Genomic DNA, 23,957 nt, shown 5'->3' with positions numbered 1-23,957 from the left:
GGGGTTACAAATTTCTGGTGTATTTACTAATGTCATTGAGCATGAAGGCAAATCGGTATATGTACAAACAACAGGACCAACTGCTTTGGCTTCTCGTGAAAAAGAGTTAGTAGGTCATGGTACAGAATACCATGCTGAAGGTTTTGGTAGCCCAATTGGTATGCTAAAAGGGATAAACTTGGCCATTGAAGATATGGGACCAAGAGATTTACGTGCTTATGACATTTATGAAGGCGAACAAGTAACTTTAGAATTTGAAGGTAACATTATAGTTTCTGGAGAAATTGTTACGGGAACTCGTAATTTACAAGGTGAAATTGTACTGATAAAATTTACGAACTGTACCGTAACACATAACGATACGGTTCTGTTTAAACCAGAATGGGGCATTTACGACATGGCTGTTGGTAAAAAAATCACCTCTGCTTTTAGTGGTCCAGCAGATGTAAACAGTTTTGATATGATTACTCACGTACCTTCATCGACAACTATAAAAGCTAAAGTTTCTGAAGAGAGAAAAGAATTGGAAATTTTATACCAAAGTGTTCGCGATATTCGGGAAGAAAAAACAGCTACAACTACTTTAAAAGAAGCTTTTGGAGCCGTTACTGCAAATCATCCTAACGATTGGTTATTGTGTGTTGAAATCGCAGAATTAGCTTATAAAGCAAACGATAATGCGTTTTTAGATAAAATTGTAAATCATTTAGAATTAGTAAAAAACAAACGTTCAGAGGTGGCACATTTAATACAAAATGGTTTGGATTTAATTTTTGAAAAGGATTTGGTATAAATCAGAAATCAATTCTATAAAAAATGTATCGAAATCATACGATTTCGATACATTTTGTTTTATATCTATTTAAAAACCAATTTTTTAATTGTTATTGTTTGGTAATTTGTTTCACTATTTTACTGCTATTCGTTTCAACATGCAGAAAATAGGTTCCTATTGGTAAAAAAGAAATATCTAACGAATTGCCATTGGCTTTCACAAAAACGCGTTGTCCTAGATGATTAAAAAGTTGTATTCTGTTTATTCTTTCTTTGGAAGTAATCGTAATTTTAGAAGTCGCAGGATTAGGATAAATTAAGACTGCTTCGTCATCAAATGTTACTTCATTTAAGGTACCAATGGTTATAGTTTGAGACAAATTATTCATTCCGTCTGTAGCTTGCCAAACTCCTGTATTAGCAAAGCGAATGGCATATTTTGGATAAGACATTAAAGTAGTTTCTGAATCGGGCAAGAATAAAAAACTACTGTAAGTGCCAGATGGTAAAGAAGACAAATCGATTGTTTCAGAAAGATTTATGGTGTTTTCCCAAGTTCTAATATCGGTATTCAATAAAAAGTTGGTTTTTTCTAAAGTGCTATTGTTTTGGAAAACCAAATAGATATCTCTCGATTGAAACACTCTGGCATATCCTTCATTGGTAAGATTAATTTGAACAGATAAATCAGTTCCTAATAAATCAAAAGTAGAATTCGTCAAAACGAAACGATACCCTAATTTTCTTTTTATTTCATCAATATGATTAGAGTTGGTCCAATTTGTAATATTTTGTTCAAAATAATCCCTATTTAATAAGGACCAATTGGTATAATCCAATTCTAAAACAGCATTAGCTCCATCGGTTCTCGGTGCGTTTAATCCATTGGTTTCACCAGACATGGGCACATATTGGGTTTCATTACTTAAATACACATAATCTGCTGTACCCACAGGATTTTCATATTGACTATTGACTTCATAGGTACCTTGATCGCCATAATCATTTAAAAAAGCATCATTAAAAAAGCCTATTCTTGCCAAAGGCGTATTTTGGTAAGCCGTAGCAGGCGTTAACGGGTTGTTTCCATACATACTCTTTTTTAACAAAGGATAACGCACTTGAATAGGTATTGTAACTGGTGTTACATTCAACATGGCATCTACTACTTCTTTTCGATTGAGCCATTGTGTAGCTGTAATATTTCCTTCTGTACCAAATTCGGTGGCATTTGTATAATACCATTCTCCCCAAGTACCAATAAAACCAGCTTGATGCGACACAATAATATCTTTATTAAGTTCGAGAATAGACTCTAACTGGTTCAAATGAGCTAAAATTTGTGTTTTACTGGCTTGTTGTGGTCCACTTCCTAAATCATTCGAATACGAAAAACGAATAATACATTTAAAACCAGCCGTTCGAATACGATCAAAATCGAGTTGCATGTTATTTAAATAGGTCGCATTAATATTAGAATTTATAAAATCTTCCAACAAAAAATATCGAAATATAACCGTCACTTTATCTGTTCCTGTGTACCAATCATTCAATTCAGACACACTAATATTGCTATAATTAGAAGTTGTGGCATAATTAGAATCGGTAATAGAATATTTTTGAAAACCACGTTCTGGATTGGCAAATATTTCATTTGAACTGGTATAGTTTACCGTGTTTTGTGCAAAAGTAAACCCACACCACATAAATAGTAAGAGTATTTTTTTCATAGTATCGTTAGCTTGTTGTATAGATAACGTAAATTAGTAACAAATGTTACAGTATAAAACAGGATAAGAAGCTAAATTTGTATAAAAAAAGAAAGTATGGGATTATTAGATATGTTAGGATTGGGAAACAAAACCAATGATATTAAGGAATTTATACAAAAAGGAGCTGTTATTTTAGACGTTAGAACCCAAGAAGAATATGCTGAAGGTCATATTAAAGGTTCAAAAAACATTGCTTTACAAAGTTTAAACAGTAAAATTGCAGAAATAAAAAAATGGAACAAACCCGTTATTGCTTGTTGCCGTTCTGGAATGCGTAGTGCACAAGCTGCTTCTATATTAAAACAGAATGGTATAGACTGTATAAACGGTGGTGGTTGGACCAGTTTACAAAACAAATTGTAAATTTAATCTCAATTAAGAGAATTAATTGTCATTCCGAACTTGTTTTCAGAATCATACAAATTTATTTTCCTTGGAATTTAAAACAAGTTCAGATTGGCAACTGTATTTTTTTCACTTACAACTTAAAATCTGTTTCTTTTTGAATTACATTTCCTTTGTATTGCAAAGTCCAACCCATTGAATTTGTTAGAACCAGCATTTTGGTTAATTCAGAAAGCAATCGGTTTTGTGCGTTTGTTTTTAAGGTTGATTTTTCAATCTTTTTAGCTAAATTTTCTTTGGCACTTTTAGCAATCTTATTATAATCATCTCCAGTAAATGCATTAAAAGTAGACGATTCGGTATTGTAATATTTAATATCTGGACTTATTTTTATTTCTTCTTTAGGAATATTAGTAATTGTTAGCACTTTATTTTTAGTATCAATATCATAGGTAACTTGGCTTAAATCGAAACCAACAGTTACATCGGCATTAATTACCACAAGTGCTTTTTTATCAAAAGTTAATCCTGGTATATAGGTCTTTTTTTGATCTTTATACGTTAATACTTCTGCAAAATGACCTTCTGTAACCACTAGTTTTCCAACATTCTTAATTTGTTGCTGAATCAAATTGGTGTCATATTCTAGGGTTGTTTCCTGAGAGGGTGTGGTAAAGTATTTGTACCCAAAGAAAAGCAAAAGCACTAATAAAATGACTACTAACCATTTTCTTAACTCTGAAATTGTTGTAAAAAGCCCCATAGTTTCATTTTTAAAATTTTATAGTAGGTAATTTCAATTGCAAAGTACTAATTTTTTGTTGGGTATTTTTTACAAATTTTACATGATTTGTACTCAATGGATTAAAAGGCTTGTGCGCAAGTGCTTTTTGAATCGTTTCCACTTCATCCATAATTTCAAATACTTTTTCATCGATAATCGTTTCTTTAAATCGTTGCCAAATGTAGTTTATAGCAATAGAATTAGGATGCAACATATCTTCCGCATAAAAACGATAATCTCTAAGTTCATCCATCATGATTTCGTAGCTTGGGAAATAGTTACTGATTGTTAGTTGCTGGTTGATAGAATGGATTGCGGAAATTAAATGCGATTTACTTAGTGTATTTTCCACAAAACCATCTTTTATATGACGAACTGGAGAAACAGTGAAAATGAAATGGCAATTTGGATTCACTTTTTGAATCAATGCAATTATACTTTGAATGGATTTTTCAATAGTTTTAATTGATAGTATTTCTTTTGTAAATTGTTTTTGAGGTACTTTATGACAATTGGCTACTATTTTGTCTAATGCGTTATTTCGATACACCCAAGCAGTACCTAAAGTAACAATACAATGTGTTGTAGCAGTTATCTGCGCATGCGTTACTTCTAAAATTGAATTCAGATTCTCTAAAAATTGGTCTTTATCAGGATGCGAAAGTTCAGAATGTACTTCATAGCAATGCCAAGCCTCATTATGAAAAAAAATATCCTCTTCTGAAAATGTAATTTTATTAACTATTCGATGTACTACTATTTCTAGAGAAACAGGGTTAAAAATAATTCCAAACGGATTGGTTACATTTTGAAATTTATAATACTGAAACTTCTCGTCCATATTTGCTGCAAAACAGGAACCCAAAGACACTATTTTACTATCGTATGAAATAGTATGTTGGCATTTTTCAATAGGTATTTTAGTAGTAAATTGCATGGCAATAATTTGACGATTAAGTATCAAAAATAGTAATAAAGAAAAATCTTATGCAAAAAAACAAATCAAATTATATATCATTCTCTTTCTAAACCCAAAAAACCTCTTAGATTTCTAAGAGGTTTTTAGATATAAATAAAAATATATTATTGAATAAAGGTAATTGCTTTCTCTAAAGCTTCAGTAATTCCATCTACATTTTTTCCTCCTGCAGTGGCAAAAAACGGTTGTCCACCACCACCACCTTGAATATATTTTCCTAATTCGCGAACTACTTGACCCGCATTCAAACCTTTATCAGCTACTAATTCTTTAGAAATATAACAAGTTAACATCGGTTTGTCTTCTGAAGCGGTTGCTAAAACTAAAAATAAATTCGTTTTATTATTTCCTAATTCATAGCCTAAATCTTTGGCTCCAGTAGCATCTAAATCTACTTGAGTAGCTAAAAATTGAACACCATTTACTTCTTTTATTTGAGCTTCTAATTCGCCTTTTAATCCTTTCGCTTTATCTTTTAATAATTGCTCTACTTGTTTTTTCAATTTGGCATTATCCTCTTGCAAAGAACTAACTGCTTTTAAAACATCTTGTGGGTTTTTCAAGCTTTCTTTAATTTCAGCTAATGTATTTTCTTGAGTAGCAAAGAAATCTTTAACAGCATCACCCGTAATCGCCTCGATTCTTCGAATTCCTGCTGCTACAGCACCTTCAGAAATAATTTTAAAATACCAAATATCAGCAGTATTCGACACGTGAATTCCTCCACACAACTCCATCGAATCTCCAAATTTAATCGCACGTACATTATCTCCATATTTCTCTCCAAACAAAGCCATCGCTCCTTCGTCTAACGCTTGTTGGATTGGAATACTTCTTCTTTCAATTAAAGGAATATGCTCTTGAATTCTTTGGTTAACAAAAGCTTCCACTTGTCTTAATTCTTCCTCTGTTACTTTTGAAAAATGAGAAAAATCAAATCGTAAATAATTTGGGTTAACCAATGACCCTTTTTGCTCTACATGTGTACCTAAAATAGTACGCAAAGCTAAGTGCATTAAGTGTGTAGCCGAGTGATTTTTTGAAGAAGCGGTTCTTAAATCGGTATTTACTTTAGCAACAAAAGAAGCGTTTACATTTTCTGGTAATTGTTTCGCAATGTGCAGAATTAAGTTATTTTCTTTTTTGGTATCGATGATTTCAATTGTTTCGTTAGCCGAAACCAACGTACCTTTGTCTCCTACTTGCCCTCCACCTTCCGGATAAAAAGGTGTTGCATCTAAAACTATTTGGTATAAAATTCCATCTTTTTTAGAGTCTACTTTACGAATACGGGTAATTTTAACTTCATTTTCAGTTTGATCGTACCCAATAAAAGTTTCTGTATTTCCTTCTACCAAAATTTTCCAATCATCCGTAGACACTTCTGAAGCAGCACGAGAACGATCTTTTTGTTTTTTCAATTCTACTTCAAATTCCACTTCATTATACGTCATTCCTTTTTCTTTCAAAATAAGTGCTGTCAAATCTTTTGGAAAACCGAACGTATCATACAACTCAAAAGCTTTTACACCTGAAACTTCTTTCCCTTTAGTTTCAGTAATTACCGCTTCTAAAAGTTGCAATCCTTGTTCTAACGTTCTTAAAAAAGACGCTTCTTCCTCGCGAATCACATTGGTAACTAAAACTTGTTGTTTTTTTATTTCTGGGAAAAATTCACCCATTTGGTTCGCCAAAACTTCCACCAATTGATAAATAAAAGGCTCTTTAGTATCTAAAAAAGTAAATCCGTAACGAATAGCACGACGTAAAATACGACGGATTACATAACCTGCTCCGTTGTTTGATGGCAACTGACCATCAGCAATAGCAAAAGCAACGGCTCTTACATGGTCAACAATAACACGAATCGCAATATTTGTTTTTTCTTGGTTATTGGTTGTTGGTTGTTGGTTATTAGCTGTATATTTTAAACCTGTAATGGCTTCCACTTTTGAAATTAAAGGAGTAAAAACATCTGTATCATAATTTGAAGTAACCCCTTGCATCGCCATACACAAACGTTCAAAGCCCATTCCTGTATCCACATGTTGTGCGGGTAATTTTTCTAAGGAACCATCTGCTTTACGGTTAAATTCCATAAAGACATTGTTCCAAATTTCCACCACTTGCGGGTGATCTGCATTTACTAAATCACGTCCTGCTACTTTCGCTCTTTCTTCATCCGAACGCAAATCGATATGTATTTCAGAACAAGGGCCGCACGGACCTTGTTCACCCATTTCCCAAAAATTATCTTTTTTATTACCTAAAATAATTCGATCTTCCGAAACAAATTGTTTCCAAATATCAAAGGCTTCTTGGTCGAAGGGTACATTTTCATCTTCATTTCCTTCAAAAACAGATACATACAAACGATCTTTATCTAACTTCAAGATTTCAGTTAAAAATTCCCAAGCCCAAGGTAATGCTTCTTTTTTGAAATAATCTCCAAACGACCAGTTTCCTAGCATTTCAAACATAGTATGATGATAGGTATCAAAACCTACATCTTCTAAATCGTTATGTTTACCTGAAACACGCAGACATTTTTGTGTATCGGCTATACGTTTACTTTTAGGTGTTCCGTTTCCTAAAAAGTATTCTTTGAATTGGGCCATACCAGAATTATTAAACATTAAGGTAGGATCGTCTTTTAACACAATAGGTGCTGAAGGTACAATTAAGTGTCCTTTGCTTTCAAAGAATTGTAAATACGCTTTGCGAATGTCTTGTGATTTCATTAAACTTTTTTTAATTATTTTTAGTTCTTCTTCTGTTTTTCATTTGTAATTCAAAATCAAACAGATGCAAATGAGTTATACAAATTTTCACAAAGTTTCGTTATAAAAAAACAATTAGAATGAAACATTTTTTAATTTTGTTCGTATAACTAATGTATTTGCATTTTAAATTGGTGCAAAAATAGTAATTTTAAAACATGTCTAAAGTAAAATATTATTACGATTCTGAAAATTTAGCATATAAAAGAATAAAACCGCAACGTCGTAAAAAATTTGCTTATGCTTTTTTGTTTTTATTATCATCTGGATTATTTGGCTTTTTATGTTTAATTTTATTGATAAACACGCCCTATTTTGAGACTCCTAAGGACAAATTACTTACTAGCGAATTAGAATCGATGAAATTAAAGTATAAACTTCTGAACAAGAAAATGGATTTAATGGATGAAGCTTTAGATGCAATTGTAGAAAGAGATAACAACTATAGAATTTATTTTAACACCTCTCCAATTAAAGAAGAGGAAAGAAAAGCAGGTTTTGGTGGTGTTAATCGCTATAAAGCTTTAGAAGGTTATGACAACTCTGAACTAGTCATTAATACTACAAAAAGAGTGGACCAACTCATGAAAGAATTAGTTATTCAATCTAAATCTTTTGACGAAATTATTGTTTTAGCAAAACAAAAAGAAAAACTGTTAGCGGCTATTCCTGCTATACAACCCGTTAAAAATGAAGATTTAAAGCGTATGGCTTCAGGATTTGGATATCGTAGTGACCCTTTTACAAAAATTAGAAAATTTCATTATGGTATGGATTTTACTTCACCTACAGGAACTGCAATTTATGCTACTGGTGATGGTGTAGTATTAAAAGCTGACAATTCTCTTTCTGGTTATGGAAACCACATTGAAATTAATCATGGGTATGGATATGTTACCTTATATGCCCATTTGAGTAAATATAATTGTAAACCTGGCCAAAAAGTAAAACGAGGTGATATTATTGGTTATGTAGGAAGTACTGGAAGAAGTGAAGCTCCACATTTACATTATGAAGTAATAAAAAATGGAGAAAAAGTAAATCCGATTAACTTCTATTATGGCAGTATTTCGGCTGAAGAATATGTTGCAATATCCAATTTAGCAACCCAAGAAAACCAATCTTTAGATTAATTGTATGCACATCGAATTACCTGAAAATAAACTATATTACAGTATTGGTGAGTTAGCAAAGGCTTTCGATGTAAATACTTCATTAATTCGTTTTTGGGAAAAAGAATTTGATATTTTAAAACCCAAAAAAAATGCCAAAGGAAATCGAAAATTTACTCCTGAAGATGTAAAAAATCTACAGTTGATATTTCATTTAGTAAAAGAAAGAGGATTTACATTAGAAGGCGCTAAAACTCATTTAAAAGAGAATCAAAAAAAAACACTGGATAAATTTGAAATAATTAGGAAATTAGAAAACATTAAAACACAATTGTTACATATTAAAAATCAACTTTAAAAACGAAAATTATGAAAAAATTCTTACCGTGGTTAATTATTGGAGGAGTAATTATTATAGGTATATTTTGGTATATAGGTGTAAAAAATGGAGCCGTTACTGTAAATGAACAAGTAAAAAAATCTTGGGGAAATGTAGAAACTTCTTACCAAAGAAGAAATGATTTAATTGGCAACTTAGTAAAAACTGTAAAAGGTGCTGCTGATTTTGAAAAATCTACTTTAGAAGCTGTAGTAAATGCTAGAGCAAAAGCAACTTCAACAACTATTGATCCTTCTAATATAACTCCTGAACAATTAAAAGCATTTAATGATGCTCAAAGTGGTGTAAGTTCTGCTTTATCACGTTTATTAGTAACCGTTGAAAGTTATCCAGATTTAAAAGCCAATCAAAATTTCTTAAAACTTCAAGACGAATTAGCAAGTACCGAAAACCAAATCTTAACAGCAAGAACTCGTTTTAATGAAGCCGTTGAAGAATACAATAATTATGTATTAAAAATGCCAAGAAGTTTAGTCTTATCTGATTATAAAGAAAAAGCCTATTTCGATGCAGTAGCTGGTGCTGAAAAACCAGTAGAAGTAGAATTTGATTTTGATAAATAAAAACGCGATGTCAAAAACAGAAGATTTTTTAACTGCTAACGAAGAGCAAGAAATTGTTCAAGCTATTGCTACCGCAGAAAAAGACACTTCAGGTGAAATAAGAGTACATATTGAAGAACACACAGAAAAACCTCCGCTCGAAAGAGCTCAGGAGGTTTTTTTATCTCTAGACATGCAAAATACTAAAGACCGAAACGGAGTGCTTTTTTATGTAGGTGTAACGAATAAGTACTTTGCAATTGTAGGAGATGAAGGTATTAACAAAGTAGTAGAAGCAGATTTTTGGAATTCCACCAAAGATATTGTTATTGAACATTTCAAAAACAATCAAAACAAAGAAGCATTAGTAAAAGGAATTATAGAAGCAGGGAAACGCTTAAAAGAATTTTTTCCTTATCAATCTGACGATATTAACGAATTACCTAATGAAATTTCAAAAGGATAATGATACAATTTATATGTAAATCCATCAAATACCTCTTAGCAGTAGCTTTATTTTTAATTCATGCTTTAGGCTTTGCGCAATTTGATATTCCAAAAAAACCATCCACCCAAACGTCTGTTTATGATTATGCCAATGTATTAAGTTCCTCTGAAAAAAGTCAATTAGAAAACAAATTAGTTCAATTTTCTGACACTACATCAACACAAATAGTAATTATTACTATTGATGATTTAAAAGGAGAAAGCATTGGTATTTTAACTCCTAAATGGGGACATGAATGGGGTATTGGTCAAGAAAAAGAAGACAATGGGGTTATCATTTTATTATCTAAAAATGACAGAGAAATATGGATATCTCCTGGTTATGGTTTAGAACATAAATTAACCGCTGGTGTTACCGGTGAACTTATCCGAAATGTAATTATTCCAGAGTTTAAAGCTGGAAGTTATTACAATGGCTTAGACAAAGGCACTACAGCTATTTTTGAAATTATAAAAGGCACCTATAAAGGTTCTCGAAAAAGCACCAAAGGCAATTCTTTTCCATTAATTATCTTCTTTATCTTCTTTATCATTCTTATTATTATTATTTCTAAAAACAAAAATAATGGTAAAAATGGTGGTTCAGGAAGATCTTCAGGTCCTGATTTAATGGACATGATTATATTAAGTAGCCTCGGTCGCGGAAGTGGTGGTGGAAGTTTTGGTGGTGGCTCATCTGGTGGTTTTGGTGGCGGCTTCGGTGGCGGTTTTGGAGGCGGTGGCTTCTCAGGTGGTGGAGCAGGAGGAAGTTGGTAATCTGAAACTAAAAAATAAAACGATAAAGCATCTTATTGAAGGTGCTTTTTTTGTCTCCAAAATAACTGGTTTAATTTTGTAGTAAATTCTTTATAAATAACGATATTTGCAGCTAAATCCATAAATAGCCTTTTATAATTTGAAATTAATGAAAAGAATATCATTAACCTGTGCCTTATTTTGTTTGACTTTAAATTTATTTGCTCAAGAATTAGTAAACGGAACCCTCAATAGCAATTGCATAGGCAATGGCTTTACTGCTCCTTCTTGTGTTTCTAATTGGTTTGCCAGTCATGGTAGTCCTTTTGTACAAGGTAATATAACTAAAAACACTTGGGCCTCACTATCATCAAACAATGAAGGTATTGAAGGCATTTTTACCCATTATGACTTTATTCCTGGTAAAAACTATACGATTTCTTTTAAGGTTAAAATAACAACTACAATTAATGCTGTAGATAAGATTCTTACCACTGCAAATGTTAGAGCAACTAATAATTTAACATCAAATTTTAATACGCAAAACAGTTTTTCTACCAATCAAAGTGAGTTAATTTGGTCTAAAAGCATTACAAAAAACAGTTCCAACTGGGAGAGTATCACTATTTCTTTTACTCCGAGAAAGAGTAATTCGCAACTATGGTTTTACACCACAATAAACAACAATCAAAATAGTAATCCAGAAAAATATTCTCAATTTGAAATTGATGATATTGTAATTAGCACCTCTGGTCAGAAACACACTGTTGCCTCTTTAAAAAATGAAAGTAATAGCCCTCTAACGGTAACTACTCGAGATTTAGAATATATTTTTCCAGATACAGTTGAGAAAAATGACTATGTAAATGTGAGGATTAATTCTGGAGAAGTTGACGAAATACAAATTATAGATTTAGCTGGAAATACTTTTAAGAGTGATTTTAGAGTGTTAAGTAAAAACTACCTTAGTTTACAACTACGAAAAGATCTTTATGAAGGTAATTATATAGTTAAAGTCATTAAAAAAGATAATAGTACTATTGTACAAAATCTTACTATTAAATAAAAAAGGTTCTCAAATGAGAACCTTTTTTATATTTTTAATCTATAATAATTCTATTTCTGTTTTTGTTTTTACCTCCAAACTTTTCTAATTTATACGTTAAAGAAAACATCACATATTGTTGTAAAACGGTATTTTCTTCATCGGTTATTGCTGTAGGTGTTATGGTACGTGTAGCATTCACATTTTGGTTTAACAAATCATACACTTTTACTTTAGCTAACAATTGTTCTTTAAAGAAATTATACCCTAAACTTACATTCCACAAATAAAAATCTTTCTGAAAACCATTAGCTATGTTAGAATTATAGGTATACCCAAAATCATTTCCTAAAACCACATTTTTTGGCCAATAGGTGGTAGTTTCCAGTTTAAAGTTATGCTTAAAAACATTGCTCTTGTCTATCACATAATTTTCAAAAGAAGTTACATTATAAGTATATCTGTAAGATGGAGCAATAGTAACAACATCATCAATAGACCATGTTATAGAAGCTCTTGGATTTAATTGCACTCCTTTTGCCTGATACAAAGCTGCATTTGTCAATCCTTGATTAAAGTCATAATTCATTCCTAATCCTAGTCCATATTTTAACGTTCTTTTCTCTTTTTTATAGGATTTATTCCAACTAAAGCCTGTGTAAAAATTATAGGTTTGATTGATGTTTTGATAGGTTGTAGTTGCTTTAAAGTCGGAATCATATACGGTTGAACTCACAATTGAATTTTTTCGTAAACTTCCACCAAAATAAGTATAAAAACCAGATCGTGTAGCATAATCGTAATTATTAAAATTCATATATAAATTATGATTTTCTATTGGTTTTAAGAAAGCATTTCCTATAACTGTATTTAGTGGATTGGCTAAATTTTCAAAAGGCAATAATTGTTCCGCTGAAGGTAAATTTGCATTATAGGAATAACGGCTATAAATAGATTTAGATTTTGCTACTTTATAACTTAGAAAAGCAGTAACATTAGGATAAATATAGTTATTTTTTAATGTAATTTGATTTCCTAAATAATTAGATTGGTTATCATAATTTAAAAAATCGGTACCTAAATCGATATTAAGTCGGTATTTCTTTTTAGAAATATTAATTCCAACGGTACCATTAAATGTATTGGTTTTAGAACGAATATCATTAGATAATAAATCATTAAAATTGGAATACTCATTAGTAAACGAATCAAAATCAAAAGTAGCTTTACTATTTTTATTTTGCTGTGTTTTAAAAGAGGTTTCAAAAGTCAATTTTAATGAATCGGTAATAGGTTCTGAATATCCTATTTCAAATTCAATCATGTCTTTTTTATCGGTATCCAAACGATTTTGGTTTCTACTATCATTTGGATTTCCAGATTGATAAAAAACAGTATTGGTAATGGTATTTAAATTATTTTCGTTATTACTATTTTCATTATTCATAGTAACACTGATACCTCTACCTTTTCTTTTTAACTTCTTGTACAAGTACAAATTATTTGTAAAACTACTTCTGTCACTATCTTGAAAGTTCGTTGTTGTGTTTTCATTTAACAAAGTATTGGAAGCATCAAAAGATGTAGAACGACTCTCATATTTATCTAATGTGTTATTTTTGGTTAAACTTGGAGAAAGATATAAGGTTGTTGTAGAGTCAATTTTTATTTCAAAATCAACCGTAATAGAGTGTCCTGTGTTATCAGTTTTTGAGTTAGATTCAGAATTGGTACTGGTATTTCCAGTAGGTAATAAATTTGTCCTACTAGTTCTATTTCTATTTTCCGAAATAGCGTTGGAAAAATAATAACTCCCGTTTGGATCCACTTTCTTATTCAACCATTCGTCTGAAAAATGAATTCCAATCATATTTGATTTGGTAATTCCAGAATTTCCTCCAAAACGCATCCCGTTAATACCAAAACTCCCGTTACTATTTACATACATCGATTGATTTCTTCCTCCTCCCATATTATCAAAAATTTCATCCATAGAAAAACCTACCGAATTGATATTATTAGAAGAACCTAAAAAGCTGATCTTTTGAGTATCTTTAAAATAATTGAACAATACACTTGATTCGTAGCGGTCATCTGTACCATAACCCGCAGTGGCTTTTCCAAACAATCCTTTATTTTTATCTTCTTGAATGGTAAGATTAATGGTGCTAGTATTATCTGAAGCGGTCTGACCTGATAGTTCTTCTTTTTTAGTTTTTGTATCTGTAACCTGAACTTTATCAATCATGTTTGCGGGTAAGTTTTGGGTAGCAATTTTACCATCTTTTCCAAAGAATGGTTTTCCGTTAACCAAAATATTATTTACTTCTTTACCATTAACCGTAATTTTTCCATCGGTATCGATCTCTACTCCTGGCAATTGTTTTAACAACTTTTCCACATTGGCATCGGGAGCTACTTTAAAAGAAGAAGCATTAAATTCTAAAGTATCTGTTTTCACAGAAATAGGCGGTATTTCTGATTTTACTATCACTTCATTTAAAGATGACACATTTTCTTTTAGCAAAAGTGTTCCTAAATCGATATTTTTATCGATTGCAGGAAATTGCTTTTTATAATCTAAATACCCCGTATAAGAAACTCTTAACACAACTGGATATGCTACATTTCTTAATTTAAAATTAAAGTTTCCGTTTTTATCTGAGATTGTATAATCTATAACTGTTGAATCACTTACCTTTGAAAAGTAAACGGTAGCAGATTCTAAAGGGAGTTTTAAATTTTCGTCTACTAATTTTCCAGAAACAGAAAAGGTATTTTGGCTAAAACTCATTCCAGAAAGAAACAAAACAACAAGTAAAAAGTAATTTTTGAGCATAAAAAAATCGCGATTAATAACTAACCGCGAAATAAAGTTATTTCTTATAGTTTTAAAAGGAATACCCTTTTTTTAACTTAATTTTATAATCTAAAAAATAATTAATTAATCAATTTGTTAATTCTATCAATTATTTGGTCTGAGTTTTTATCATCAAATTTTATTTTTTCTTTTATTCTATACTTTTCAATAAAAAAAACAATCGGTTTGTTTTCTACAATACCTAGGCTTTTTAGTGTAGATTTTTTATCAATTACAACATGTTTTTCAAAATCTTCGATTTCTTTATATAAAACCTTAGCTTGCCTGTCCCATGCAGAATAAATAAAAAGAATATTTTCATTTCTATAATTCTTTTTAGAAAATTTAATTATATCCTGAGTACAAGTACCACAACCATTAACAGGAACTAAAACAATGCACTTCTTAGTTCTTAAAAAACTTTCATCTTGCAAAAAATCTATTAAACACTTTTCATCTTTTGTATAATTACTATTGGAACATGAAATTAATACAAGTAAAATAATTAATAAATTAATTCTCTTCATTTTGTAATACTAATTTAGTAAAAGTTAATTTATCCTCATCATAATTTTGGTTCAAAACGTTATCTGAATTCATATATAATCCATCTGGTGTTATAAAATACATACTCATAAAATCATGATTTGGAAAAATGTCTTCCGCAATTTTATTAAAATTTTCATCTAAAGTAATTATACTCATTACCTTAGGGTAATCATACTCATTACTCAAATTTTTATCATTTTTATCTATATCTATCCCTTGATAAAACAATCTATAATAAACTTTTCTATATTTATCATATATAATACTTATATATTGCGAATAATATGCATTATTATACATTCCATCAATCATTGTTTTTTGAGGTGAGTCTTTAAATTTTAAAAACTCTCTGCAATAATCACTTTTTGCTTCTACAATTCTCATTTTTTTTGTTTCAAGATTAACTATCCATATTTTATGTGAATTCATTGGAGAAAATATGACATTCTTACCATCAAAGTAATGAGACAATTCAAATGAAAAATAATCTGAAGCAATATATTCTTTAGGGAAATACACGTTTAATGGCTTTAAACTATCAGTTTTAAAATTATATTCAAATAAAAATGGTTTGTTAATAAATTCTTTTTGATTTTCTGTAAAAAGCATTGGAGTAACATATAAGTTGCTTTTGTATTTTACTATTGGATGAGAATTCATGGAAGTAACCTGAGAAATGTAATAGTTCTCTCCTTGAAATTTAAAATGCTTTTTAAACTTAATTTTTTCATAAAAATCAGTTATATACAATGTATCTGTTCTTACGTTTGATACAATGATACTATCTTTATTTATAAATTTAAATCCATTGGTCGATTTATAAAAACCCTTATCTTCAGAAAAACTGAGTTTTTTGTATATTTTTTTTTCGTTCAAATCAAAGAATAATATTTCAGCAACATTGTTTTCAATATCTCTATTAGAATATAATAAAGTAGGTTTGTTATCATAAAGAGTATATTCTAAACAGCCTGTAATTTGACTAATTGTCTCATCAATAGGAATAGATATCGAATCTGATTTTACGAGCATGAAATTATATTTTTTCTTTTCACTACAACTCAGCAATAAAAGAAACAAAAGCGTTAAAAAAAGATTACGTTTCATTTTTATTTTTTTAAATAAAAAAGGTAAATAAATTAAAAAATCAATTTATTTACCTTTTTCTCTTATTATTATTATTTAAATACAGCCGTTAGCGCAATATGGATAATTAGTTGTTGCAGGATTAACCCAACAACAACTTCCAGTTGGACCTCCATTATCTTTATTTTTCTGTGCCCTATCTGCGCCTTGATAACATCTACATTGAGCAACATCTGCATCGGTAAAATCGTACATCGCTTGAGTTAACGCAGATCTACTTTCTGGACTATTATCAGCTGCCACAATAATAGGATCTCCTTCATCACTAAATCCAAAAATAATACCCGAATCTGATTTTGTTTGTGCAAGTAAAACTACAGCTATAAAAGCAAAAAGAACAAAAAAGATTTTTTCATGATTATGTTTATATAAATGTTATATAACAAATCTAATACTTTTCTTTTAATTTGAAAAAAACAATTAACTTAATTTTATATATAAACTGACTTTCCAAGTTTTATATTTTCAAAATGTGAACCTCCAATAGTTACATCTTGGCTATCGATTAATTTTACAATAACATCGCCTATTTCTGATGTACTTGATGGATTTTCTTTATTTAAATCGACAGTTCCTATGTTTTCATTTAACATGGTTTCCACAGCTTTATAGATTAACCTCGCTTCATCATGTAAAGAAAACTGTTCTAACAGCATAGCAGCGCTTAAAATAGAAGCTACTGGATTGGCTATATTTTTACCAGCTGCTTGTGGATACGAACCATGAATAGGTTCAAATAAAGCGGTACCACTTCCTACTGAAGCAGAAGCTAACAAACCTATAGAACCTCCTATAACACTTCCTTCATCTGATATAATATCACCAAACATATTTTCTGTTAAGATAACATCAAACTGGCTTGGATTTAAAATCATTTGCATGGCCGCATTATCTACAAATAGAAAATCTAAAGCTACCTCAGGATAGTGTTTAGCTAAAGAAGTTACGACACGTCTCCACAATCTTGATGTTTCCAAAACATTAGCTTTGTCTACCAAAGTTACTTTTTTACGTCTTTGTTGTGCCGCTTTAAATGCTAAATGCGCAATTCTTTCAATTTCATATTGTGCATACTCACATAAATCGGAAGCTACTGTTCCTTCTTCATTCAGTTGTTTTTCACCAAAATAAATTCCGCCAGTTAATTCTCTGTAAATAACCATATCCGTTCCTTGAATAATCTCCTTTTTTAATGGTGATTTTTCTAACAATGAATCATAAGCTGTAATTGGTCGAATGTTAGCAAACAAACCTAGTTCTTTTCTCAGCTTTAACAGCCCTTGTTCTGGTCTAACAGTAGCATCAGGATTGTTGTCATATTTTGGATCACCGATAGCTCCAAAAAGAACGGCATCACTTTCTTTACATAACGTTAGTGTTTCGTCCGGCAATGGATTTCCTGTTTCATCTATGGCAATGGCACCTACTAAAGCTTCTTTAAATTGAAAATCATGTCCAAATGCATCCGCAATAGACTGTAATACTTTTACTGATTCTTTGGTTACCTCAGGACCTATCCCGTCTCCAGATAACACGGCTATTTTCATCTTCATAATGATTACTTTAAATGACTATGGATTGTGTTTTATTTCTATTTGCTTCAAAAGCTTCAATTTTATCTTTATTACTTACTAAAAAGTCGATATCATCATAACCATTAATTAAACACAGTTTTTTGTAAGCATCAATCTCAAAAGTTTCTTTTAAGTCTACTTCTTTTACTGCAATGGTTTGTTGGTCTAAATCGATGATTAATTCGGTTTCAGGATTTTGATGTAATAAGGTTAACACTTGCTTTAAAAAATCTGGAGAAACTTGTATAGGAAGTAAACCATTATTTAAAGCATTCCCTTTAAAAATATCGGCAAAGTAACTAGATACAATCACTTTAAAGCCATAATCTGTTAATGCCCAAGCAGCATGTTCTCTACTACTTCCGCAACCAAAATTATCTCCTGCTACTAATATTTTTCCAGAATATTTTGGATTATTAAGTACAAAAGAGGGTATCGGTTCATCGTTTTCATGAAAACGCCAATCTCTAAAAAGGTTGTTTCCGAAACCAACTTTATTAGTAACCTTAAGGAATCTTGCAGGAATAATTTGATCGGTATCGATATTTTCTACTGGTAACGGAACCGCTTTCGAATATAATGTGGTGAATTTTTCCATGATTAATTAAGGTGTTTTGTGATATCAATAATTTTACCTTCTACTGCAATCGCAGCCGCTACTAAAGGACTTGATAAAAGTGTGCGTGCCCCTTGTCCTTGTCTTCCTTCGAAATTTCTATTTGAAGTGGACACGCAATATTCTCCAGCTGGAATTTTGTCATCATTCATGGCCAAACAAGCGGAACATCCTGGTTGACGAATTTCAAAACCTGCTTTTTCAAAAATAGCGGTTAAACCTTCATCCTGTATTTGTTTAGCTACTTGTTGCGAACCTGGAACGATTAACGCATTTACATTGACTGCTTTTTGTTTACCATTTATATATTGAGCTGCAATTCTAAAATCTTCAATTCGAGAATTAGTACAACTACCAATAAACACATAATTAATTGGTTTTTCCAATAAAGATTCTCCTTTTCGGAAACCCATATATTCTAAAGCTTTGGCAAATGATTCATCTTCAATTGTTGGAATCGTACCATTAATTTTTATCCCCATTCCTGGATTGGTTCCATAGGTAATCATTGGAGCAATATCTGCTGCATCAAAAGAATATTCTTTATCGAAAACCGCCCCTTCATCTGTTGGTAACGTTTTCCAATACGCAATTTTCTCTTCTAGTTCATTCCCTTTTGGTGCAAATGTTCTTCCTTTTATGTATTCAAAAGTAATGTCATCAGGAGCAATCATCCCTCCTCTTGCTCCCATTTCGATACTCATATTACAAACAGTCATTCTTCCTTCCATAGACATCTCTTGAAAGACATTCCCTGCATATTCACAGAAATAACCTGTTCCTGCATTGGTTCCAATTTTTGAAATGATGTACAAAATAACATCTTTTGGAGTTACCCCTTTGGCTAACTTTCCATTAACACTTACGCGAAGACTTTTCGGTTTATTTAATAACAAGCACTGACTTGCAAACACTTGTGCCACCTGACTCGTTCCAATACCAAAAGCAATAGTTCCAAAAGCTCCATGAGTAGAAGTGTGACTGTCGCCACAAACCATAGTCATGCCTGGCAAGGTAATTCCTAATTCTGGAGCGATAACATGTACAATACCTTGATATTGATGTCCTAAATCGTATAAGGTAATATTATTTTTCTCGCAGTTTTTTGTTAACTGTTCCAACTGATTTTTAGATAATACATCTTTTATAGGTAAGTGCTGATTTTTTGTAGGCACATTATGATCGGCAGTAGCTACAATTTGTTTTGGTCTAAAAACAGGAATTTGACGTTCTTCCAATTCAGCGAAAGCTTGCGGACTCGTCACTTCGTGTATTAAATGTTTATCTATATATAAGATTTGTGGTCCATTGGGCACTTCACTTACTACATGACTGTCCCACACTTTATCAAATAAGGTTTTCTTTTCCATTTTATGCTACAATACCAATTTTATTATTTTCTATAATTCTATGAACATCTTCATCAATTACTTCTTTTTTTCTGTCGGCTACTTTTAGAAATTCCTGATATACTACATCCAATTGTAATTTGGTTAATTCATAACCAATTTTTTTAGCTCTATAAGCTAACGCTGCTCTTCCGCTTCGTGCTGTTAAAATGATGGAAGACTCGGTAACACCTACATCTTCAGGATTAATTATTTCATACGTTTCGCGATTCTTAATTACGCCATCCTGATGTATCCCTGAGCTGTGTGCAAAAGCATTCGCCCCTACTATTGCTTTATTAGGTTGTACAATCATTCCCATACTTTCAGATACTAAATGACTCATTTCGTTTAGTAATCTTGCATTGACGTTGGTATCCAAACCTAAGGTAGGATGTTGTCTCAAAATCATAACCACTTCTTCTAACGATGTATTTCCTGCTCGTTCTCCGATTCCATTAATAGTGCACTCCACTTGTCGGGCTCCATTGATTACACCAGCAATAGAATTGGCTGTAGCCAAACCTAAATCATTATGACAATGGCACGAAAGAATCGCTTTTTCTATCCCTTTTACGTTTTGAGTAAGATATTTTATTTTTGCACCATACTCTTCTGGTAAACAATAACCTGTAGTATCAGGAATATTTAAAACGGTAGCACCAGCTGCTATAACTTCTGAACATACTTGGGCTAGGAAAGCGTTATCGGTTCTACCTGCATCTTCCGCATAAAACTCTACATCATCCACAAATTTTTTCGCATAGGCAACTGCCTTCACAGCACGTTCTATTATTTCGTCTTTAGATGCATTAAACTTGTATTTAATATGAGAATCCGATGTTCCGATTCCGGTGTGTATTCTTGGTTTTTTTGCATATTTGAGTGCTTGTGCAGCTACTTCAATATCTTTTTCAACAGCCCTTGTTAAACCACAAACAGTTGCGTTCTTAACAATTTTTGCAATTGCTTCCACTGCTTCAAAATCTCCTGGACTCGAAATTGGAAAGCCTGCTTCAATTACATCAACTCCTAATTCATCTAAACGTTTGGCAATAATCAATTTCTGCTCTTTGTTTAATTTACAACCAGGTACTTGTTCTCCATCTCTTAGTGTAGTATCAAATATTTCTACTTTTCCTTTATCCATAAAAGAATTATTAAACTTAATTTTAATTTATGAATACAAATTTATACTTTGCTTTATGTAAAGCGGGTTTTCAATTTTCTGTTTTACAGTATTAAAGTCATTTTTTTAATTCACAACAAACTGATTTACAACAAAATAACATTCATTTATTTACAATGGCAAACGTATCAAAAGACAATCTTTTTATTCTTATAAAATCACTTTCTAGGTCAGAAAAACGTCAGTTTAAATTATATGCTAATCGATTAGATGTAAATGTAAATGCTAAATTTTTACACTTATTTAATTTATTAGATAAAATGAATGATTATAATGAGGAAACTATTTTGGAAAGTAAGATTGTAACTAAATTACAACTCTCTAATTTAAAAGCACATTTATACAAACAAATTTTAATTAGCTTGCGAATGAATCCTGTAAACCAGAATAACAGAATATTAATTCGGGAACAATTAGATTTTGCTACCATTTTATACCATAAAGGGTTATACAAACAAAGCTTAAAAATCTTGGAAAAGGCCAAAATTATGGCGCTTGAAAATGAAGAAAAAAACATTGCCTATGAAATTGTAGAGCTGGAAAAAGTAATTGAATCGCAATATATTACTCGAAGCATTGTAGGAAGAGCTGATGAATTAACCTCTCAAGCTAAAAAATTAAGTAAAGAAAATGTTATAGCTAGTAAATTATCTAATCTTTCATTACAACTTTACAGTATTATGCTTAAAAGTGGTTACGCAAAAAGTGATGCCGAAATGCAAGAAATAACAAATTATTTTAACAAGGAATTACCTCACTATGTTATTTCAGATTTAGGCTTTAGGGAAAAGTTATGGCTCTACAAAGCTCATTTGTGGTATAGTTTTTTAATTCAGGATTTTTTATCTTGTTATAAATATGCTAAAAAATGGGTAGACTTATTTTACGACAATCCAAAGATGATTTTTTTAAACCCTGTTTGGTATATTAAAGGAGTTAACTATTTATTAGAATGTCTTTATTTAATTAAACATAAAACGCTATTTAAAGAAACACTCGATAAACTAGAAGAAACGATTAATTTAGATGCTTTTCCTAAAAATGACAATGTTACTATTCTTGTTTTTTTATGTTCTTACAATAGTAAGTTAAACTTACATTTCCTAGAAGGCACTTTTGATAAAGGTCTTTCCTTAATTGATCCGATTTTAAAAAGGATTAAAATTGATGAAGATAAAATTGATGAGCATCACGTGATGGTTTTTTATTATAAAATTGCCTGTATGTATTTTGGTGTTGGAAATAACACAGTGTGCATCACCTATCTTCAAAAAATTATAGACAATAAGAATTTATCCATGAGAGAAGATTTAATGTGTTTTGCCAGAGTATTAAGTTTAGTAGCACATTATGAAGCGAGTTTGGATTATAAATTGGAATTACAATTAAAAAGCACGTATAAATTTTTAATTAAAATGAATGATTTACATGAAGTACAACGTGAAATGATTAAATTCTTGAGAAATTTAGGCTCTATTTATCCGCATCAATTAAAAGGTGAGTTTAAAAAATTACATGCCCGTTTAAAAGAATATGAAGAGCATCCTTATGAAAAGAGGGCCTTTTTATATTTAGATATTATTTCATGGCTGGAAAGCAAAATTGAAAACAGAGCTATAATGACAATTATTAAAGAGAAAGCTTCAACTTCTATTCGATAAAATGATATTAAATTAATTGTCTAAAAATAACAAATCAGAAGAATAGTTTAACTACCCAAAAAATAGTCATCAAATAATATTCGATTCAAATAACTTAAAAGGATAAGAATTAATACTTCTCACTTTATTTGTTTATCGAAAACTACCCATAAAAAAAGGGGATTTTTCCCCTTTAATTTCGGGAGATTTCTTACTGTTTAATTTTATAATAGTTTCAATATTTGCATATCCAAAATAACAAATAAAAATCTAATTATAAATAAACATGAAAACGACATTATTTTTAACTACTTTTTTACTTATTTCTTTTTTTAGTATTTCTCAAAACCTTACTAATGGCAGTTTAAGCGGTAACTGTGTAGGAAACGGTTTTAGCGCACCAAGTTGTATTAAAGGTTGGGCGGCTAGTCATGGAATACCTGTAGTTTCTGGAAATTTAAACACAAATACTTGGGCAACGTTACGTGTTACTAAAGAAAACGGAGGTGGTATTTTTACAAACTATAATTTTGTTGTAGGAAAAAAATATGAAATCTCTTTCAAAGTAAAAGCAGTTACAAATTTAAATGCTGAAGAAATTAAAATACAAAATCCATCTGTTAATGTAAGAACTTCAAGTAATTTAACCAATACTACTTCAGAAAAACAGCCACAAATTGAAGAAACAAGTGAATTAGTATGGGCTATTGATGTAACTAAATCTAAATCGTTTTGGAAAACTGTAAAATTCACTTTCATTCCTATTCAAAATAACACCCAACTTTGGTTTTATCCTTCTGTTGAAAATCAATTTAAGTTAGGAATAAACAGCATGGTACAAATGGAAATTGACGATATTTTGGTACAAGAATTAAATGATAATAACTTAGTACATTTCCAAAATACAACTCAAACAAATTCAGATGATTTTATAGAATCGGTAGTGGTAGTCTCAAATCCTATTTTTAGAGGCCATATTTCTAAAATCTTTACTAATGATGTAAATTTAAAAGAGATCAGTTTAATTGATTTATCTGGAAACACAAAGAACATAAAGTTTACCATAGCAAATAAAGAGTCTATCAATTTCATTTTAGATGAAGCTACTCCTCCAACTATTTATACTTTAAAAATGACACATAAAAATGGTAAAGTTATTACCAAGAAGATAATAGTGCAATAATAAGAATGAGGTTGTTGTACTAGACAAAAGAGCTTTC

The 23,957-nt window shown here is 30.8% G+C and carries 21 protein-coding genes and 1 pseudogene; 10 read left to right on the top strand and 12 right to left on the bottom strand.

All coding sequences use genetic code 11. From position 1 onward, the window contains the following. Window positions 1-793, top strand: a pseudogene (locus CX675_RS20190) (phenylalanine 4-monooxygenase); the annotation flags it as partial. A gap of 91 nt (window positions 794-884) precedes the next feature. Here CX675_RS20190 and CX675_RS15255 read toward each other — a convergent pair. Then, a complete protein-coding gene (locus CX675_RS15255; RefSeq protein ID WP_130736112.1) occupies window positions 885-2,504 on the bottom strand; it encodes a DUF4832 domain-containing protein in 1,620 nt (539 codons plus the stop codon). Window positions 2,505-2,600: 96 nt separating this feature from the next. Here CX675_RS15255 and CX675_RS15250 point away from each other — a divergent pair, with 96 nt between their 5' ends. Next, a complete protein-coding gene (locus CX675_RS15250) occupies window positions 2,601-2,909 on the top strand; it encodes a rhodanese-like domain-containing protein (protein WP_130736111.1) in 309 nt (102 codons plus the stop codon). Between the two features lie 115 nt (window positions 2,910-3,024). On the opposite strand, the gene CX675_RS15245 is transcribed toward CX675_RS15250, so the two are convergent. From CX675_RS15245 to alaS, 3 genes are all read right to left on the bottom strand, one after another. Continuing rightward, the gene (locus CX675_RS15245) at window positions 3,025-3,654 is read right to left on the bottom strand and encodes a DUF4230 domain-containing protein (RefSeq protein WP_130736110.1); all 630 of its coding nucleotides are present in this window, start codon (window positions 3,652-3,654) and stop codon (window positions 3,025-3,027) included. Between the two features lie 10 nt (window positions 3,655-3,664). Next, the gene (locus CX675_RS15240) at window positions 3,665-4,612 is read right to left on the bottom strand and encodes a GSCFA domain-containing protein (protein ID WP_130736109.1); all 948 of its coding nucleotides are present in this window, start codon (window positions 4,610-4,612) and stop codon (window positions 3,665-3,667) included. Between the two features lie 146 nt (window positions 4,613-4,758). Further along, window positions 4,759-7,395 carry an alanine--tRNA ligase gene (alaS, locus tag CX675_RS15235; RefSeq protein WP_130736108.1) on the bottom strand — a complete coding sequence of 879 codons (2,637 nt, stop codon included), beginning with the start codon at window positions 7,393-7,395 and terminating at the stop codon, window positions 4,759-4,761. A 197-nt stretch (window positions 7,396-7,592) separates the two neighbouring features. On the opposite strand from alaS, the gene CX675_RS15230 reads away from it, so the two are divergent. From CX675_RS15230 to CX675_RS15205, 6 genes are all read left to right on the top strand, one after another. Further along, window positions 7,593-8,567 carry a M23 family metallopeptidase gene (locus CX675_RS15230; RefSeq protein ID WP_130736107.1) on the top strand — a complete coding sequence of 325 codons (975 nt, stop codon included), beginning with the start codon at window positions 7,593-7,595 and terminating at the stop codon, window positions 8,565-8,567. A gap of 4 nt (window positions 8,568-8,571) precedes the next feature. Beyond that, window positions 8,572-8,904 carry a MerR family transcriptional regulator gene (locus CX675_RS15225; RefSeq protein WP_130736106.1) on the top strand — a complete coding sequence of 111 codons (333 nt, stop codon included), beginning with the start codon at window positions 8,572-8,574 and terminating at the stop codon, window positions 8,902-8,904. Between the two features lie 11 nt (window positions 8,905-8,915). After that, entirely contained in the window at window positions 8,916-9,509 is a 594-nt protein-coding gene (locus tag CX675_RS15220) for a LemA family protein (RefSeq protein ID WP_130736105.1), read from the top strand. Between the two features lie 7 nt (window positions 9,510-9,516). Beyond that, window positions 9,517-9,954, top strand: coding sequence for a TPM domain-containing protein (locus tag CX675_RS15215; protein ID WP_130736104.1), 438 nt, complete (start codon window positions 9,517-9,519; stop codon window positions 9,952-9,954). Next, window positions 9,954-10,751, top strand: a complete 798-nt coding sequence (locus CX675_RS15210) for a YgcG family protein (RefSeq protein ID WP_130736103.1) — start codon at window positions 9,954-9,956, stop codon at window positions 10,749-10,751. The genes CX675_RS15215 and CX675_RS15210 overlap by 1 nt, the downstream gene beginning before the upstream one ends. 148 nt (window positions 10,752-10,899) lie before the next feature. Continuing rightward, window positions 10,900-11,796 carry a hypothetical protein gene (locus tag CX675_RS15205; protein WP_130736102.1) on the top strand — a complete coding sequence of 299 codons (897 nt, stop codon included), beginning with the start codon at window positions 10,900-10,902 and terminating at the stop codon, window positions 11,794-11,796. Between the two features lie 34 nt (window positions 11,797-11,830). Here the strand turns inward: CX675_RS15205 and CX675_RS15200 are convergent, their stop codons facing one another. From CX675_RS15200 to CX675_RS15165, 8 genes are all read right to left on the bottom strand, one after another. Continuing rightward, entirely contained in the window at window positions 11,831-14,614 is a 2,784-nt protein-coding gene (locus CX675_RS15200; RefSeq protein ID WP_130736101.1) for an outer membrane beta-barrel protein, read from the bottom strand. Window positions 14,615-14,715: 101 nt separating this feature from the next. After that, window positions 14,716-15,162 (bottom strand): hypothetical protein, encoded by a 447-nt coding sequence (locus CX675_RS15195; RefSeq protein ID WP_130736100.1) that lies wholly within the window; start codon window positions 15,160-15,162, stop codon window positions 14,716-14,718. Next, a complete protein-coding gene (locus CX675_RS15190) occupies window positions 15,149-16,291 on the bottom strand; it encodes a DUF4221 family protein (protein WP_130736099.1) in 1,143 nt (380 codons plus the stop codon). The genes CX675_RS15195 and CX675_RS15190 overlap by 14 nt, the downstream gene beginning before the upstream one ends. Before the next feature lie 75 nt (window positions 16,292-16,366). Further along, complete coding sequence (locus tag CX675_RS15185) at window positions 16,367-16,573, bottom strand: hypothetical protein (RefSeq protein ID WP_130736098.1); 207 nt, start codon at window positions 16,571-16,573, stop codon at window positions 16,367-16,369. Window positions 16,574-16,761: 188 nt separating this feature from the next. Next, complete coding sequence (gene leuB / locus CX675_RS15180; RefSeq protein ID WP_130736097.1) at window positions 16,762-17,883, bottom strand: 3-isopropylmalate dehydrogenase; 1,122 nt, start codon at window positions 17,881-17,883, stop codon at window positions 16,762-16,764. A gap of 10 nt (window positions 17,884-17,893) precedes the next feature. Further along, window positions 17,894-18,502 carry a 3-isopropylmalate dehydratase small subunit gene (leuD, locus tag CX675_RS15175; RefSeq protein WP_130736096.1) on the bottom strand — a complete coding sequence of 203 codons (609 nt, stop codon included), beginning with the start codon at window positions 18,500-18,502 and terminating at the stop codon, window positions 17,894-17,896. 2 nt (window positions 18,503-18,504) lie between these two features. After that, window positions 18,505-19,890 carry a 3-isopropylmalate dehydratase large subunit gene (gene leuC, locus CX675_RS15170; RefSeq protein ID WP_130736095.1) on the bottom strand — a complete coding sequence of 462 codons (1,386 nt, stop codon included), beginning with the start codon at window positions 19,888-19,890 and terminating at the stop codon, window positions 18,505-18,507. Between the two features lies 1 nt (window position 19,891). Continuing rightward, window positions 19,892-21,058 (bottom strand): 2-isopropylmalate synthase, encoded by a 1,167-nt coding sequence (locus CX675_RS15165; protein ID WP_130736094.1) that lies wholly within the window; start codon window positions 21,056-21,058, stop codon window positions 19,892-19,894. Between the two features lie 155 nt (window positions 21,059-21,213). Between CX675_RS15165 and CX675_RS15160 the strand changes: the two genes are divergently transcribed. Then, a complete protein-coding gene (locus CX675_RS15160; RefSeq protein ID WP_130736093.1) occupies window positions 21,214-22,758 on the top strand; it encodes a hypothetical protein in 1,545 nt (514 codons plus the stop codon). A gap of 265 nt (window positions 22,759-23,023) precedes the next feature. Continuing rightward, window positions 23,024-23,920: a hypothetical protein gene (locus CX675_RS15155; protein ID WP_130736092.1), complete on the top strand. Its 897-nt coding sequence runs from the start codon at window positions 23,024-23,026 to the stop codon at window positions 23,918-23,920. The last annotated feature ends 37 nt before the right edge of the window (window positions 23,921-23,957 follow it).

The organism is Flavobacterium sp. J27, from assembly GCF_004303025.1.
GTDB lineage: Bacteria > Bacteroidota > Bacteroidia > Flavobacteriales > Flavobacteriaceae > Flavobacterium.
Note: the sequence above shows the minus strand (reverse complement) of the source record. Positions and strands in the feature narration are given on the sequence as shown.

Bases quoted from the DNA above. Each gene is read 5' to 3' on its own strand.
- CX675_RS15210 (WP_130736103.1), top strand. From the start codon at position 9,954: ATGATACAATTTATATGTAAATCCATCAAATACCTCTTAGCAGTAGCT.
- CX675_RS15255 (WP_130736112.1), bottom strand. From the start codon at position 2,504: ATGAAAAAAATACTCTTACTATTTATGTGGTGTGGGTTTACTTTTGCA.
- leuD (WP_130736096.1), bottom strand. From the start codon at position 18,502: ATGGAAAAATTCACCACATTATATTCGAAAGCGGTTCCGTTACCAGTA.
- CX675_RS15225 (WP_130736106.1), top strand. From the start codon at position 8,572: ATGCACATCGAATTACCTGAAAATAAACTATATTACAGTATTGGTGAG.
- CX675_RS15160 (WP_130736093.1), top strand. From the start codon at position 21,214: ATGGCAAACGTATCAAAAGACAATCTTTTTATTCTTATAAAATCACTT.
- CX675_RS15200 (WP_130736101.1), bottom strand. From the start codon at position 14,614: ATGCTCAAAAATTACTTTTTACTTGTTGTTTTGTTTCTTTCTGGAATG.
- CX675_RS15240 (WP_130736109.1), bottom strand. From the start codon at position 4,612: ATGCAATTTACTACTAAAATACCTATTGAAAAATGCCAACATACTATT.
- CX675_RS15205 (WP_130736102.1), top strand. From the start codon at position 10,900: ATGAAAAGAATATCATTAACCTGTGCCTTATTTTGTTTGACTTTAAAT.
- CX675_RS15245 (WP_130736110.1), bottom strand. From the start codon at position 3,654: ATGGGGCTTTTTACAACAATTTCAGAGTTAAGAAAATGGTTAGTAGTC.
- CX675_RS15250 (WP_130736111.1), top strand. From the start codon at position 2,601: ATGGGATTATTAGATATGTTAGGATTGGGAAACAAAACCAATGATATT.
- CX675_RS15155 (WP_130736092.1), top strand. From the start codon at position 23,024: ATGAAAACGACATTATTTTTAACTACTTTTTTACTTATTTCTTTTTTT.
- CX675_RS15190 (WP_130736099.1), bottom strand. From the start codon at position 16,291: ATGAAACGTAATCTTTTTTTAACGCTTTTGTTTCTTTTATTGCTGAGT.
- CX675_RS15195 (WP_130736100.1), bottom strand. From the start codon at position 15,162: ATGAAGAGAATTAATTTATTAATTATTTTACTTGTATTAATTTCATGT.
- CX675_RS15215 (WP_130736104.1), top strand. From the start codon at position 9,517: ATGTCAAAAACAGAAGATTTTTTAACTGCTAACGAAGAGCAAGAAATT.
- CX675_RS15220 (WP_130736105.1), top strand. From the start codon at position 8,916: ATGAAAAAATTCTTACCGTGGTTAATTATTGGAGGAGTAATTATTATA.
- CX675_RS15165 (WP_130736094.1), bottom strand. From the start codon at position 21,058: ATGGATAAAGGAAAAGTAGAAATATTTGATACTACACTAAGAGATGGA.
- leuC (WP_130736095.1), bottom strand. From the start codon at position 19,890: ATGGAAAAGAAAACCTTATTTGATAAAGTGTGGGACAGTCATGTAGTA.
- leuB (WP_130736097.1), bottom strand. From the start codon at position 17,883: ATGAAGATGAAAATAGCCGTGTTATCTGGAGACGGGATAGGTCCTGAG.
- alaS (WP_130736108.1), bottom strand. From the start codon at position 7,395: ATGAAATCACAAGACATTCGCAAAGCGTATTTACAATTCTTTGAAAGC.
- CX675_RS15230 (WP_130736107.1), top strand. From the start codon at position 7,593: ATGTCTAAAGTAAAATATTATTACGATTCTGAAAATTTAGCATATAAA.